This is a genomic window from Micromonospora sp. C95, from assembly GCF_018070465.1.
Lineage (GTDB): Bacteria > Actinomycetota > Actinomycetes > Mycobacteriales > Micromonosporaceae > Micromonospora.
On sequence record NZ_JAGPXT010000032.1, the window covers coordinates 11,940 to 27,129 of the forward strand.

Annotated in this window: 11 protein-coding genes; 3 read left to right on the top strand and 8 right to left on the bottom strand. The window is 71.5% G+C overall.

The window, feature by feature from the left end:
* Positions 1 to 111: 111 nt before the first annotated feature.
* The 4 genes from KBX00_RS25550 to KBX00_RS25565 form a co-directional block, all read right to left on the bottom strand.
* Positions 112 to 4,485: an ExeM/NucH family extracellular endonuclease gene (locus tag KBX00_RS25550; protein ID WP_301548608.1), complete on the bottom strand. Its 4,374-nt coding sequence runs from the start codon at positions 4,483 to 4,485 to the stop codon at positions 112 to 114.
* A gap of 112 nt (positions 4,486 to 4,597) precedes the next feature.
* Complete coding sequence (locus tag KBX00_RS25555) at positions 4,598 to 5,290, bottom strand: hypothetical protein (protein ID WP_210830605.1); 693 nt, start codon at positions 5,288 to 5,290, stop codon at positions 4,598 to 4,600.
* Entirely contained in the window at positions 5,287 to 6,765 is a 1,479-nt protein-coding gene (gene eccE, locus KBX00_RS25560; RefSeq protein WP_210830606.1) for a type VII secretion protein EccE, read from the bottom strand. Before eccE ends, KBX00_RS25555 begins: the two co-directional genes overlap by 4 nt.
* A gap of 31 nt (positions 6,766 to 6,796) precedes the next feature.
* The gene (locus KBX00_RS25565; protein WP_210830607.1) at positions 6,797 to 8,476 is read right to left on the bottom strand and encodes a right-handed parallel beta-helix repeat-containing protein; all 1,680 of its coding nucleotides are present in this window, start codon (positions 8,474 to 8,476) and stop codon (positions 6,797 to 6,799) included.
* Between the two features lie 188 nt (positions 8,477 to 8,664).
* On the opposite strand from KBX00_RS25565, the gene KBX00_RS25570 reads away from it, so the two are divergent.
* From KBX00_RS25570 to KBX00_RS25580, 3 genes are read left to right on the top strand one after another with little or no spacing between them, the layout of a single operon-like run.
* Positions 8,665 to 9,048, top strand: a complete 384-nt coding sequence (locus KBX00_RS25570; RefSeq protein ID WP_210830608.1) for a YwqJ-related putative deaminase — start codon at positions 8,665 to 8,667, stop codon at positions 9,046 to 9,048.
* The gene (locus tag KBX00_RS25575) at positions 9,045 to 9,530 is read left to right on the top strand and encodes an SUKH-3 domain-containing protein (protein WP_210830609.1); all 486 of its coding nucleotides are present in this window, start codon (positions 9,045 to 9,047) and stop codon (positions 9,528 to 9,530) included. Before KBX00_RS25570 ends, KBX00_RS25575 begins: the two co-directional genes overlap by 4 nt.
* Positions 9,524 to 10,780 (top strand): SseB family protein, encoded by a 1,257-nt coding sequence (locus KBX00_RS25580; RefSeq protein ID WP_210830628.1) that lies wholly within the window; start codon positions 9,524 to 9,526, stop codon positions 10,778 to 10,780. The genes KBX00_RS25575 and KBX00_RS25580 overlap by 7 nt, the downstream gene beginning before the upstream one ends.
* 3 nt (positions 10,781 to 10,783) lie before the next feature.
* Here KBX00_RS25580 and KBX00_RS25585 read toward each other — a convergent pair whose 3' ends face one another.
* The 4 genes from KBX00_RS25585 to KBX00_RS25600 all read right to left on the bottom strand — a co-directional run bounded on the left by KBX00_RS25585 (position 10,784) and on the right by KBX00_RS25600 (position 15,078).
* On the bottom strand, positions 10,784 to 11,254 hold the full coding sequence (locus KBX00_RS25585) for a hypothetical protein (RefSeq protein ID WP_210830610.1): 471 nt from the start codon (positions 11,252 to 11,254) through the stop codon (positions 10,784 to 10,786).
* Between the two features lie 17 nt (positions 11,255 to 11,271).
* Positions 11,272 to 12,573: a type VII secretion-associated serine protease mycosin gene (gene mycP, locus KBX00_RS25590; protein ID WP_210830611.1), complete on the bottom strand. Its 1,302-nt coding sequence runs from the start codon at positions 12,571 to 12,573 to the stop codon at positions 11,272 to 11,274.
* Between the two features lie 106 nt (positions 12,574 to 12,679).
* Positions 12,680 to 14,425: a WXG100 family type VII secretion target gene (locus KBX00_RS25595; RefSeq protein ID WP_210830612.1), complete on the bottom strand. Its 1,746-nt coding sequence runs from the start codon at positions 14,423 to 14,425 to the stop codon at positions 12,680 to 12,682.
* A gap of 32 nt (positions 14,426 to 14,457) precedes the next feature.
* The gene (locus KBX00_RS25600; RefSeq protein ID WP_210830613.1) at positions 14,458 to 15,078 is read right to left on the bottom strand and encodes a hypothetical protein; all 621 of its coding nucleotides are present in this window, start codon (positions 15,076 to 15,078) and stop codon (positions 14,458 to 14,460) included.
* Between the last annotated feature and the right edge of the window lie 112 nt (positions 15,079 to 15,190).

Below are 15,190 nucleotides of genomic sequence, written 5' to 3' on the forward strand. Positions count from 1 at the left end.
CTATACCCCCGGGGGTATCTGTCGCCCAGTCGGATGGGTTGGCCGGAGCGAACCGGGGCCGGTCCGCGGTCGGAACTGCTCCGACCGCGGACCGGCGTAGTCACCTACCGGTCACAGGCGCGCGCACTGACCCGACGCCGGGCCCCGCACCGTGTTCGCCCGGCCCTCGTTCACCGGGGCCGGGGTGTTGCCCGAGCAGGCGAGCGGGCCGCTGACGGTGTTCGCTGCGACGACCACCGGCTGGCTGCCGGAGTTGCCGGTCACGCTCACCGGGCCGCTGACCGTGACCTCGTCGACCCGCACCCCACCGAGGTTGGACACCAGCGACAACGGCCCGTTGATCCGAGCCTTGCTGATCTTCAGGTCGCCGGTGGCACCGGCCACCGTGACCGGACCGGAGACCTTCGTACCCGACAGCTCGAACAGCACCGGCCGGGTGGCGGACACCGGGCCGTTGATGGTGCCGCCGGTCACCCGCAGCGAGGCCCCTGCGGCGATCGACACCGGACCGGAGATCGTGGCGTCCTGTACGCAGGTCAGGCCGGTGGTCACCAGCAGCGGCTTGGCGTGCTTGCCGGTGATCGTGGTGGTGCACTCCGGCCCGCCCTGACCGATCGACGACCGCGGTTCGGTGTCCGCGGTCACCGGCGAGTTGGCGGCGAAGTAGTTCACCAGCATGGTGAGGTCGTTGTCGCCGGTGGTCACCGGGTCGGTGCCGCCGCCGAGAGTGGTGAAGTTGTCCCCGCCGGCGGCGAGGAACGAGTTCACCGTCACCCGGTAGCTGCCCGCCGGGTCGATCGGCGTGCCGTTCAACGTCATCGAGGTGATCCGCGAGCCCTGGGCGGCCTGCGGGTCGTAGGTGTAGCTGAAGCCCTCCGACACGCCGAGCCACAGCACCGGGCGGGACGCGCCCGCCGGCTGCCACTGCTGCTCCAGCACCTGCTTGATCTCGGCACCGGTGTAGGTCTTGGTGACCATGTCGTTGGCGAACGGCTGGACGGCGAAGGCCTCGGCGTAGGTGACCGTGCCGTCCTCGCCGTACAACAGGTCGGCCCGCAGACCGCCCGGGTTCATGAACGCGATCTGCGCCCCGCCCCGGCCGGCGTCCCGAGTGCCGGCGAGTTGCACGTCGGCGATGAAGTTGCCGAGCGCAGACTCCTTGCCCCGATCCTCGTTGCCGTCGGTGTAGGCCCGCCGGATGTCGGCGGTGATCTCACCGAGCTTCCGCTGACCCAACTCCTGCGCCCGGACCTTCGCCGCGGCCACGATCTCCGCCACCGCCGGGTCCTGCGGCGCGCCGACGACATCCACCAGGGACGCGTCGGCGGCGGTGATGGCGCCCGTCTCCGGGTCGAAGGTCAGGGTGACCCTGCCCAGCCGCTTGCCGTAGTCCTCGGCCTGCACGATCGGCCGCAGCTTGTCGGTGCCGGGAACCGGCACCTCGAAGGCGTACGGCTGGTGGGTGTGCCCGCTGAAGATGACGTCGACGGTGGCGTCGGCGCGGGCGAACTCGCCGAACACCGGGTCGTTCGCCAGCGCCTCGGGGGAGTCGATGTTCTCGGTCGCGGCGCCCTCGTGCGCGAGCAGCACCACCACGTCGGCCTCGCCGTTGTCCGGGTTGCCGTCCTTGAGCTGGCCGGCGACCATGTTGGCCTCGGCGACCGGGTCGCGGAAGGTGATGCCGGCGATGCCGTCCGGGCTGACCAGCGAGGCGGTCTGCTCGGTGACCACGCCGATGAACCCGACCCGGACGCCACCGATGGTGTCCACCGCGTACGCCGGCAGCGCCCGGGTGTCACCCCGGTACACGTTGGCACCCAGGTACGGGAAGTCGGCCCGGTCGGTGACCCGGCCGGTCAGATCCGCCATGCCCTTGTCGAACTCGTGGTTGCCCACCGCCGAGGCGAGCAGGCCGGCCTGGTTCAACGCGTCGATCGTCGGGTTGTCCTCGTCGATCGCCGAGATGAAGGTGGAGGCGCCGATGTTGTCACCGGCGGAGACGAACGCGGTGTTCGGGTTCTCCGCCCGCAGCTGGTTCACCAGACCGGCCACCTGAGCCGCACCGCCGACCGGCTGACCTCCCACGGTGGCTGGTGACTCCAGTCGGCCGTGGAAGTCGTTGATGCTCAGCAGTTGCAGGTCCACCGGGCCGGTGCCGGAACCGGTGTCGATGCCCACCACCAGCGGGTTGTGGTCGCTGGCCCGGTACGGGTCCGGCGCGAAGAACGCGGCCAGGCCGTCGTACTGGAAGGCGTACGACTCGACCGCGTTGATCTGCCAGACGTCGACCCCGGTGACCCGCGACGCCAGCGACGGCGAGGCGAGGGCGTGGTCCAGTGAGCCGGACTCACCGTTGAAGACGTAGCTGGTCTTTCCGGTGTCGTTGAGGTTGCGGTACTCCTCGTCGTACAGGACCTGCATCGGATCTTCCTGGGTGTACGCGTTGAAGTCACCCAGCAGCAGCACGTTGTCGGTCCCGCTGTCCGCCTTGACCTGATCCACGAAGGCGGCCAGCGCCCCGGCCTGCCGGACCCGGTCGCCGTTCCATCCGCCCTGACCGTCCCCGGCATCGGCGTTGTCACCGGTGCCGGCACCGCTCTTGGACTTGAAGTGGTTGGCCACCACGACGAAGTCCACCGAGCCGGCGGTGAACGTCTGCGCGATCGGCTCGCGGGCGTTGGACCACACCGTCTCGTCGTTCACCGACCGCGACGGGCCCTCAGGCTGAGCCTTGGCCGGCTTGAAGATGATCGCGGTGGTGATGACGTCCTGCTCGGTCGCGCCGGGCAGCTCGGCGGGAGTGCGGACGTAGTCCCAGGTGCCCGCGCCGTCCTCGCTGTTCAGGGCGGCGACCAGGCGCTTGAGTGCCTGCTGCGGATCCTCGGCGTTGAACCGGACCGAGTTCTCGATCTCCTCCAACGCCACCACGTCGGCGTTAAGCGCGGAGATCGCCGAAACGATCTTCGCTTCCTGCTTGGCAAGCGCCGCCTCGTTGACGGCACCCCGGGCGTCGCCGCCGAAGTGGACGAAGTAGTTCAGCACGTTGAAGCTGGCCACCCGCAGGTCACCGCCAACGTCGACGGGCCCGGCGGTACGCGGGTTGGTGGTCTTGAACGTGGTCCGGGCGGCCGGTGCGGTATCCGCGTCGACCGGGCGGGTCGGCTGCAGACGCCACTCGTTGAAGCCGTACGACAGCACCGACGCGCCGAACGCCTCCACCTGGTCGCCGACCCGCAACGGGCTGGCCGGCGAGACGTACGGCGGCAGCAGCCCGGCGGTGGCCAGGTTCGTCGTCCTGCCGTCGTCGACGAGCAGGCGACGCCGCTTGTTCTCGGCGGCCAGGGCCTGCGCGGTCTCCGAGCCGGGGCGGGCCACGTCGGTCGGCGTCCGGGCCGGCTGGTCACCGGCGGTGAGCGCCACCTCGCCGTACCGGTTGGTGTTGTACACCTCGGCGACGGCGTACGCGCCGACCGGGGCCACCAGCATCGACTCGACCGACTCGCGAGCGGCCTCGTCCAGCGGCAGCTCGACCGGGACCGGTGCCGGCAGCGGTGCATCCTGCGCACAGACCTGGACGTCGGTCCGGGCCGCGATGGTCAGCTGGGTGAGGCCGTTGAACTCGCTCGCCGTGCCGCTGACCCGGACCCGGTCGCCGATCGTGACCGACGGGTGGTTCGCGGTGTTCGTGGTGAGGTACACGAAGATGCCGTCCGAGGCGCTTCCGGCGGCGACCGGGCGCTCGGCGCCGCTGCCTGCCGTCTGCACGTACACCCCGTTGTAGCCACCGGTGCGGTGGTCGGCGGTGACGATGCCCTCCACGGTCACCCGGCTGCCGGCGACCGGCGTGGCCGTACCGGTGCCCTGCACCTCGGCGATGGTGTGGTCGACGGTGACGGTGCAGCCGATCGGGTCCGGATCGGGGTCCGGGTCCGGCGCGGCGTTACGGGCCCCGAAGGTGTTCGCCGCCGGCGCCTGCCAGGTCCCGTCGATTTTCTGGAGTGAGTGGCCCGCCGGGGTCGACGAGGTCTCCTGCACCCCGATGTCCACGCCGGTCCGGCCGCTCGCCGGTCCGCCGGCCGCGGTGAAGGTGCCCTCGTAGGTCAGGAACTCGGCGACGTCACCGCCGGGCGCGACGAGCGCGACGCCGTCGGGGGAACCGTTCTGGACGCCGTCCGTCGGGTACGACTCGACGACCACACCCGAGGCCGGCACCGCACCGCTCAACGTCCTGGTGCCGTACGCCGCGCCGTTGGCTCCGTTGTAGAGGACGATCTGCCAGCCGGTCAGGTCGAAACCGACCGGCCCCTCGATCTCGATCGCCTCGCCGGTGTCCGTGCCGGCGTTGTCGTAGTGGATCTCACTGAGGAACGGCGTGGTGGGCGCCGGGTCCGCGACGGCGGTGGTGCCACCGGAGAGGATGAGCGTGGTGGCGGTGACCAGTACGCCCGGGATTGTGAGTAGTCGGGTACTTCTTGTGCGCTGCATGTAAGCGGCCTCCGAAGGGAGTAGACCGTCGGAGGATAAGCGGCACCGGTGACCGTGTGGGAGCCGTCGGGTGTACCAATGCGGCAAAGACCGTGACGCCGGTCCTTGTTGTTCAGCCGACCCGGGCGACCGGGCCGATCAACTGCCGTTCGGTGCTGGTCATGCTGAGCATCACCCACTGCACCTTGCCCTTGGTGATCAGACCGACCATCTCCGGATGCAGCTGGGTGAACCAGCTCTGCACGCTGGCCAGACCGAGGGCGTTCGCGGCGGTGGCCGCCTCGGCCGCGGTCAGCCGCTGGAGCACCACGATGTCGCTGCGCACCAGGACCTCGACATCCCAGCCGGCCAGGTCGTCGCGGACCACCAGGGTGGCCCGCCAGGGTGCGCTGAGATTGGTGTCCGGCCCGGTCACCGGGCCGGTGTCGATCACCACGAGCTGCGGTTCGGTCGGTGTGGCCGGCACCGGAGGAGCGACACCGGGCGGCAGGAACGAGGCGATCTCCCGGCCGATGACGCAGCGCCGCAGGAAGGCGTCCCACTCCTGCTCCCGCGCGGTCTGGATGAACAGCCGGGCGCCGAGCGCCAGGGACCGGAAGGCGAGCAGCTCGGCCGCACGCACCCCGCCGGTGAGCATCAACCGGGTCGGCTCGGCCCGGAACACCCGCAGCCCCACCGGCTCCTGCTGACGGTTACGGCCGACGACCAGCCCACCGCCACCGGCAACCAGCCGTAGCCCGGCGACTGCGGCACCGTCCGCGACGTGCAGCCCCATCCGGCTGCTGGGAAAGGCGACACCGTTCATCGCAGGAAGCCTCCCAGCGGCAGGGTGGCGGCCACGCCGTGGGCGTGCTCGCCGTCGAGTCTCTGCAGGCGACCACCGTGATCGCGGACCGCCCGGTCCAGCGCGCTATCGGCGGCGGCCAGCCCGGCCGGGTCGGCGCCGATGAGCCGGAACGCCACCTCCACCAGAGCGTCGTCGTCGCCCGGGCGATCGTTCTCCCGCGCCACCGAGACGGACACCACGCCGGCCGCGGCGGGCAGCCCACGCAGCAGGGGATCCAGTTCCCACGCCCGGCTGGGCCAGGCGAGCAGTCGGTGACAGCTCTGCGGGACACCCTGCGCCGACCAGCTCCGCCAGCCTTCCCGGACCAACGGTCGGTCCGTACGCCCCGCACCGCCGATGAGATGGGTCAGCTGGGCGACTGCGGCGAGCACCTCGTCCCGATTCAGCAGACGGGCCGTCGCCCGTTCCTGCCGCAGCTGACGCCGGGTCCGCCGGATCGCTGCGGTGAGCGCCGGCCGCAGGTCGCGGTCGGCATGGAAGTCGGGGGTACGCGGAGCGTGCAGGACCACCCACGCCTGCCGGCTGGCCGGCACGCCACCGTTCGTCAGCTCGCGGTACGCACGGTCGACCGCCGCCGCCCGGGCACGGGGTGCCGGGGTCACCTGAATCAACACCTGCACCGTCACCACCGGCGTCTTCGGGTCGGCGGCCGGTAGCAGGGCCACTGGCGACGGCAGGGCCTGGGGCGCGCCCATGAGCAGCGCGCCCTCGGTGGGGTCGACCTCCAGCACCGCGCTGAGCCCGCTCCGGTGAGTCAGCAGCACTGCCGGCTGATCGTCGATCTCGACCTGATCCAGCTCGATGGTGCTCTCCAGGTGGCGCAACAGCTGCCACGGGCCGTCGGAACCGGCGTCGACCAGCTGTCTGCTGCGCCCCCGGTACGCCCACCACACCGCCAGCCACTGGTGCAGCCATCGACCTCGGTGGCGCACCATCGTCGGAGCGAGCACCAGCACGGCGGCGGCGGCCACGGCGACGGTCAGCGGCAGGCCGTGCGGTGTGGCTGCCAGCACCGCCGCCGCGCCAGCCTGCCAGGCCACGAGCTGAGCCACGTGGATCCCGCCGACGCGGGGCTGCCGTCGGTGTGGACGTACGACCGGAACTGGCGCGGCGCCCCCGGCGGCGCCCTCGGCGACGGACTGTCCCGTCGGGACGGCCGTGGCCTGCCGGGCGCTCCGACTCTCCGGGGCCCGGGCGGCGGGCGCGGCAACGGCGGCCGGTGCCGCCGCGGCGGCCCGACTGGTGTACGCGGTGCCGACCGTGGCCCGCCCCTGCCCGCGCTGGGCCGCCCAGTTGTGTCCCGGCCCGGTGCCGCCCAACGTCGGTGCCGGCGTTGCACCCTGCTGGGGCATGCGCTGCTGCGGCGGTGCCGCCGCCCCCGGGTGATGCTGCCAACCCGGCTCGCCCGGCTGCGCCGCACCCGGATGCGTCACCGCACGTCCCTCCCTGCCCGGCGCCGCATCGTCATCGCCCGATCGCGACGCGCACGTCGGCCACGGTCACGGTCCGCAACTCGTCGAGGCTCGGCCGTTGGCCGGATTGCCGCAACCGCTGGGCCTGCGCTTTCCGGACGCCCTCGAAGAGCTTGCGTGCCTCCCGGGCGTTGCCGAAGTTCTGATCCCGTTCGATGGTGCCGAAGTGCTCGCGGAGCACCTCGGAGACGCCATCGGCGAGCAGGTACTCGTCGCCGTTGGCCATTCGTTCCACGATGACGACCAACTGCTCCGGGGAGTAGTTGCCGAACTCCACGGTCTTGGCGAAGCGGGAGGCCAGACCGGGGTTGGCGTCGAGGAACTGCAGCATCTCGCCGGTGTAGCCGGCCGCGATCACCGCGATCTCGTCACGGTGATCCTCCATCAGCTTGACAAGCGTGTCGATGGCCTCCTGCCCAAAGTCGCCGCCGGTGCCCGACGACCGGGACAGCGTGTAAGCCTCATCGATGAAGAGCACACCGCCACGCGCCAGTTCGAACGCGGCGGCGGTCTTCTCGGCGGTGTGGCCGATGTACTGGCCGACCAGGTCACGTCGGGAGACCTCGCGGAAGGCCCCGCCGGGCAGTGCGCCCAGCGCCGCCAGCAGATCACCGTAGATGCGCGCCACGGTGGTCTTCCCGGTGCCGGGAGCACCCGCGAAGATCAGGTGGTGGCTGACCGCGCCGACGGGCAGCCCGGCGCTGCGCCGCCACTCGTTGACCTGGATCTCGTCGATGAGGGCACGTACCTCCTCCTTCACTGACTCCAGGCCGACCATCGCCGCCAAGTCCGCCAGCAGTTTCTCCACCCGGGCGGTGTCCTGGCCGGTGCTCGCGCGGGCAGCGTCGGCGCCGAAGGCGGCCTTCCGGTTGACCGCACCCTCGACGACGGTCGGGTCGGCTCCCTCGGCGATCTCGATCGCCGGCTGGCCGGTGTTCTCCGTGGTGCACTCCTCGACGGTGCCCCGGCAGCCCCGGGCGAAGGAGACCGCCGGCCCGCGGGTGTCGCGGATCCGGCAGCGACGCAGCACCGGGGCGCTCTGATGGACCACCGCCACACCGGCCTGTCCGGTCTGCGAGATGTCGCAGGTCTCGATGACGGGTCGGCCGTACTGGTAGATGTAGATGCCCCGGTTGCCGCAGCGGGTCACCGTGCTGGTGCGGATGGTCGGGGCCGCACCGATCCGCACGATGATGCCGTCCTCGCTGAGATCGGTGAACTCGCACCCCTCGACGCTGCCGTCGGAATCCTCCACCACCAGGCCGTACCGTCCGCCGGTCACCCGGCAACGGCTGAGTGCGAATTCGGACCGGTTGGCCACCTGGATCGCCGCGCCGAAGCCGGCGCTCAGCTCGCACCCGGTCATGGTGAGCCTCGCCCGGTCGGCCACCACGACCGGCGCGTCACCCGCCCGCAGGACCAGATCGCGCAGCTCCAACCGACCCGAGTTGCAGGACACCGTCGGGTACGCCCCGGCGGACGCGTCGATGGTGACCGTGCCCGGGCCCTGCGCCGCGACCACGCTGACGCCACGATCGTTGACGAACAGGGCCTCGTGGTAGGTGCCGGGGCTGACCGAGACGACCGTGTCGTCGCTGGCCACCGCCAGTGCCTCCCCGATGGAGGGGTAGGCACCGGGCTGATCCGGGGAGACGAGAAGGGTGCGCGTCATGGCTCCGGCTCTGGACGGCGAAAGAGGGGGCTGGACCGACGATATCCCAGGCGGTCGACACGGTGTGAGCCCCTCGATGCCGGTGGTGCCCGGACGTCACCCCCGTCGGACGGACGGTCACGGTTAGGCTCGCTGGCGGGCCGGGCGAAAGTTCGCCGGGAATCCCCTGTCGACACCCGGGAGGACGGATGGCGCAGCCACGGACGCTGCCGCTGGCGGCCGGTGCGCTGCTGACCGGCGGCACCGTCCACACGCACACCTCGGTACGCGGCGATCTGGCCCCCGACCTGCATCCGGTGGTCCGGCGTTTCCTGCACGGGCTGCCGGTCGAGCAACGCGAGCGCTATGCCGGCTGGTGCGCCGAGGCGGTGCTGATCTCCGACCGGCTCTACGCGGCCGAGGCCGGCGGTCCACCGCTCGACGCGGCCCGAGCCCGCGCGTTGCTGTGGGGCGCGAAAATCCGGGTGACCCGGGTACGGGAGGAGGGTGACCCGCGCCACGGCCAGGTGCAGCCGCCCTGCCGCTCCTGCGCCGCTCTGCTGGACTGGTTCGGTGTGGAGGCGCTGACATGACCGAACGCTTTCCACCCCTGGTGGCACAGACCCTCGCCGCCGCCGGCTGGTCACCCGACCGATCCGACGACAGCCGGGGCCGCGAGTGGGGCCTGCGGATCGCCGCCTACGCCACGCCGGATGGTCGTCAGCACACCGTCACGGCCCGGGCGATCGAGGCGTACGCCGAGTTCGGTGGCCTGCGGGTTCGCCCGCAAGGGGAAGGTGAACAGGTCGCACCGAGCGACGTCCACCTCGACCCGTTCCTGGTGCGGCACTCGGTGGAGACCCTCGCCGAGCTTGCCGAGACGATCGGCGCGCCGTTGAGCCCGCTGGGTGAGGAGGGCGACGGCAGCGGAATCCTGGCTCTCGACGAGCACGGTCGGGTGTTCGTGCTGGACCACACCGGAGACTGGTTCCTCGGCGCGGATCTCGACGAGGCGCTCACCAGGCTCGTGCTCGGTCACCGCCCTGAGCGGGTACGCACGGACGGCACCTGGTGACCGGCTGGCAGCCCAGCACGGCCGCCGAACGTGCGCTGCTGGCCGCCGCCGACGCCGACGACCGGGAAGGCTTCCTCACCGAACTCGTCGCCGGTCCGCTGCTGCTGCCCGTGTCGCCCGGTGCGGCGGCCGGCCGGGAAACGGTGGCCTGGGCGACCGGCCAGCACGACGGCGTCACGCACGTGATCGCGTACACCTCGCCGGCGGCAATCGCCGCCGGGCTGCCCGGCCAGTCGGTGAGCTACCGGGTGTCGGGCTTGGTCGATCTCGCCGTCGACTGGCCCGACGACGAATGGATGTTGGCGATCGACCCCGGGTTGCCGATCGGCGTCCGACTGGCCGCTGACGAACTCAGGGCCCTGGCCGCGCCGGTCGTGGAGGCCGAGCGACCGCTGCGCGAGGCGGTCCGGCGGCAGGATCCGAACGCACTGATGGCCGCCCTGCTTCGGGCCGAACTGGTGCTGCCGGTGGACCCGGACGGACCGGCGACGCGAGACCTGTCCGACCCCGAGTTCCCGTGGTGGACCCTCCCCGACGAGCAGGGCCGGGTCAGCCTGCCCGTGTTCAGCTCGGAAGCCCGACTGCGACAGGCGCTCGGCGAGCGTGACCTGGTGGTGGTCAGCAGCCTTCAGCTCACCGACCACTGGCCGGACATCTCCTGGCAGTTGCTGCTGAATCCGGAGACGCCGTTGGCCGCGGCGCTGCCCGGCGAGGCGCTGCTGACGTTGCGCGACTGGCTCGGCGAGTTGCGACAGGTGATCAACCAGGCAGCCGAGCAGGAGCAGGTGCGCCGCGACACGGCCAGATACGCCGACCCGTCGGCGGTGGGCGTACCGGTGCCCCGTCCGGCACCGGAAACCGAAGACGACGGTCCCGACCCGGCCGCACCGCTGCTGCTGCAACTGGTCATCCCGCACCGTTACCTGACGTCCTACCTGGACGGCGGGTACGACCGGGCGGCCGGACTGGTGCACGCCTGGCACGGACCGGGACGGGACACCCCGATCCGGCTGTACCGAAGGTTGGGGCTGCTCGGTGAGGGTTCTCCGTTCGAGGAGTCGGACGAGTGGGTGGCGGCGCTGCGCTGGCCACCCGGCGAGGCGACGCCCGAGGAGTGGGGCCGGGGGCAGCCACGGATGGAGTCGATCGTCGTACCGGACGGCACCGGACTGCACTGCTTGCACGCGGACGGTCGGGACGAACTGCTGGCCCGTTTCGACGCCACCGCCCGCCGCTGGTCCCCGGCCTAGCCGTTAGCTACCGCGGCTGGCGAACCAGGCCCGCGCCGGTGGACTCTTGATCAGGACGAGCGACACGCCGGCCAGCCCGCCCACCACCAGCGGCGTGACCATCGTCGGGTGATAGCTGAGCTTGCCCTGCGCCAGCAGCGTGACGATGACGACGACGAAGAGGCCGAAGGTGAACCCGGCCGGCACGGCCAGCCCGGCCGGATTGTCGCCGATCCAGGCCATGAAGATCCCCATGGCCGCGAGCAGCACCACAAGCAACGCGATCGCGAGTACGCCCGCACCGATGCCCACCACCAGGACCTTGCCCAGCCCGTCACCCTCGGCGCGCAGCATCGCCCGGAAGAAGGCGGCCCCGGCGATCAGCCAGATGACGATCGAGGGCACCATCAGCAGGACGGCGATGGTGACGACGACCGGCCGCCGGCGTGGCGTCGGCGTTTGCGCGGAGCCGGGCTCCGCTGAGGTATTCGACACCTGTGCGTCCCCTCTGCTCATTCTGCCGGACGGCGCCAGGCGGCTTCACCGTCCCTAGCGGAATCAGAAAGGGTCTGATCGGTCGAGCCGAGCGTCAAGCCCGCCGCTGGCGGTGCGGCAGGCCCACCGCCGGTGAGCGCGGGTTCCGGGGCCAGGCTGGCTTCTCGGCGACGGCGTGAACGGCGACGGAGCTTGACGACGGCCACTACTCCGCCGACGAGCAAGGCGAGGAAGACCACCCAGACCAGCACGACGATCACGACTTCCGCCCAGTCAGGACCGTCGCTTCCGGCTGCCCGTGCGGCAGCGAGTGCCTCGTCGATCTCTGGCTCGCCGGTTGCTGCGGTGCGGCTGCCCCGCCCGTCGGGTTCGCCGGTCAACGCCTCCCGCAGGTCGAGCACGCCCCATCCGTAGTACTCGTCGCGGCCCGGCTCACCGGCGTCCCTGGTGGTCTCAAGCAGCCGCTGGAACGTCTGGTATGCGGTCAGGTCCGGGTACTCGGCCTTGATCAGGGCGACCGCACCGGAGACGATCGCGGTGGCGCTGCTGCTGCCGGTCGCGGTGATGTACCGCCCACCGGGGCGAGCCAGCCTCATGTCCTGACCGGGAGCGGCGATGCTGATCGGTAGGTCCAAGGTCCCCGGCACCGAGCCCTTCTTGCTGATGACGCCCTTGCGGTCGACAGCGTTGACGGCGATGCTGCCGGGATGCGAGGCCGGCGCGCCGACGAGGATCTGGTCGTCGTTGCCGGCTGCGGCGACCACGATCACGTTGTTCTGGTAGGCGCGCTCAACCGCCCGGTTCAGTTCCTCGTTGAAGCTGCTGGACAGGGAAACGTTGATCACGTCGGCGCCGGCGTCGATCGCCCAGTTCATGCCGGCGGCGAGGGCCGTCGGTGCGATCCACGGGGCGCCGTCCTTCTTGATCGTCACTGGAAGGATCTTGGCCTTCGGTGCCACGCCGAGCACCCCGTCACGGCCGCCAGGGCCGTGCCCGTGACCGGCGATCAGTGAGGCCATGCCGGTGCCGTGTCCCTGACGGTCGAGGCGGCCCTTGGTGTCGTCGTCGTAGAGGTCGACGCCGGGCAGGACGTTGCCGCGAAGATCCGGGTGCGTCGCGTCCACCCCGGTGTCGACCACCGCCACGGTGACGCCCTCACCCTTGGTGATCTGGTGAAGGTCGGCCAGCCCCAGGCTCTTGACGTGCCAGGATCTGTCGCGGACGGAGTCGGCGTGGGCGGGTGCGGCGGGCAGGGCGACGGCCGTCAGAACGCCCGCGGTGGCGAGCGCGGCGGCTGCCGATCGGGTGAGGACACGCATGCCCGTCAGCCTTCCTCTGTGCGCCGCCACGGCGACGGCTGCGAATGGACGGTCACCGCATGGTACGGGCCGACCACCCAGGGTTGGGTGACCGGCCCGACTGCGGTCAGCTCTGGCCGAGCGTCCTGCCCTGCTCCCGGGGACGGTGTTCGACAGGGGCCTCCACCACACCGGCGGCGGACGACTCGGTGACCCACAACTCGTCGTCACCGTCGCCGTACTCCCAGGTCTCCTGCTCCGCGTCGCGCAGCCCACCCTTACGCGGCAACGGGGTCGTCGGCCCGCCGCGCCGACCGCCCAGCGACGGAGCCGGCCCCGTCGTCGGCGCAGGTCGCCCGGTGCCCGTACCGGCACGTCCGCGCAGATCGGGCCGGGCACCGGCAGCGCCCTTGCCGGTCACCGGCTTACCGGCGGCCGATTTGCCGCTCGGCGGAGCGCTGGCCTTGGGCGGCCCGCCCGGCGCGGCACCCCGTTGACCGCCGAGGCTCGGCGGAGGTGCGGCCGGCTTTCCTGGGGCGGCACCGCGCTGACCTGGGCGGGCGGTGGAGCCGGGCAGCCGCGGACTCGACGGCGGCGGAGTGGCCGAAGCGCCCGGCCGGCTGCCCAGACCCGGCCGACCCCGGCCACCGCCGGGAGCGCCAGCGCCGGTGTTGCCGGGCAAGGTCGGGCGGCTCGGCGCGGGACTCTTCCGGCCACCTGGTGCCCCGGATCCGCTGCCCGGGCCGCCGGCACCAGGAAGGGTGGGCCGGTTGGGCCCCGGCCCACGGCCACCGGGCGCGCCGGGACCGCCCGCACCCGGCAGGGTGGTCCTCGGTGCGTTCGGTCGCGCCGAGTTCGGTGCGTTCAGCCCGGGGTTGCCCGGTCGCGGCCCGGGTGGGGCCACCGGCGGCACCACCGGACCCGGAGGCACGGGTGCCGTGGGTGCGCTGGTCACCGGCGGTGCGGTCGGCGGTGGGGCGACCGGCGCGGCGGCGCCCCCCGCCAGGCCGACGCCCTCCGGAAGATTTGGTGGCGGCGGTGGTGCGGCACCGGTCGGCGCGTCGGCCCCACCGGGCCGAGTCGGCAGATCCGGCCGGGCCGGCATGGCCGGGCGGTTCGGGGCGGCCCCGTTCACTGGTGCGCCGGGCGGGGGCGCTCCCGGAGCGCCCGGGCGGGGCACGCCTGACGGATTGGTGATCACCGCGTCCGTCGGGCCCTTGAACTTCCCGCCGCGGGAGATGTTTGAGATGTAGACGTCGATGTAGAGGTCGGCCAGCGGCTTGGCGATGTTCTTGGCGCGCTGGTGGTACTCGTTCTGCACGTCCTCGTAGGATTTGGCGTCGTTGCCGGTGACACCGGGGATCCAGTCGACGAGGTCGACCGGCTGGAAGCCCTCGTCGCTGGTCCGGCGCTCCCCCTGCTGGGTCTGCTCGGCCTGGTACTGCTCCCAGAGCGTCCGCATCTCCCGCTGGGCAGTCTCGATCTTGCTGGCGAGCTGGTCCAGGCCGGTGGCGTTGTTGCTGGCCACCTCCCTCCACTCGTCGAGCGAGTGGAGCGTGGCACCCACGCGGGACATGAAGACCCGAGCCGCAGGCGACTGCCAGCGAGCGTCCAGCGAATCGGCGTGGCGCTTGAGGTTGTCCCGCGTGGTCTGCAACAGGTCAGCCGCGCGCCGCCACATGTCGGCGAGTGCCGTCGTCCGCTCGTCGCTCTCCTTGCGGACGTACTCCCACATCTGCTCGATGTTGACCGAGTCCCAGGCCGTGGGCTGGTACGGCGTGGCCTGGTCGGCTCGCTCGGCCGCGTAGTCGTCCGACACACCTGAGTACATCGGATAGCTGACCGGCTGCCATCCGTAGTAGTCGTCGCTCATCCCCGCTCCTCAGGCCTCGCCCCGTGACACCGTCACCGGAGATCCGACTGATTCAGCCGGAGACTTTCGTCGTGCATGCGTTCGCCGTCACCGTGGATCAGATACGTGCCCGAGCCCTCACCGACCACCTCGGCCCGCGCCCACTCCGGAGTCTCCTCGCTCTGCCCGCCAGTGGGGCAGGCGTTGAGGCCGTAGTAGGGATCCATCGGCTCCGGGTTCAGTGCCGCGTCCGGCACCGCGTCGGCGGGGTTCTCCGCGCCCTCCTGCCACCGGCCGCTCAGCGTGTCCTGACCGTCGACGGCGGAGAACGCGTTGTAGACGTCGTCGTTGGTGGCCTGGGCCAGCGCGTCCCCCGTCAGATACTCCGCCGAGATGGACATCGCGGCCGTGCTGAGCGAGGTGAGGCCCTTCATCACGTCGGCCATCAGATTGGAAATGGCCATCCGGCTCTCGTCGTGTCGGCCCCGGAAGAACGCGGCTTCGTTCATTCCGCCGCCGCCGAACGGTGCCTGCACCGTGAGCATGGGGCGCAGGCCGTTGTCGAAGCTGGGCTGGAAGTTGGTCTCCATCTCCTTCTGGATGGCCAGCGCGAAATCCTTCAGCTGCTGGATGTCGACGTCGATCTGTTCGTCGACGAGCCACTCGTCGCCCATGTTCCCTCCCCCGTTCACCCACACGATGCCAGCGCGGCTGCTTCCTTCTCCGACAGTTCGGGGGTCAGGCAGCCGCGTTCCGTAAGTCCACTCTGGCCGACAGTAGCCCGAT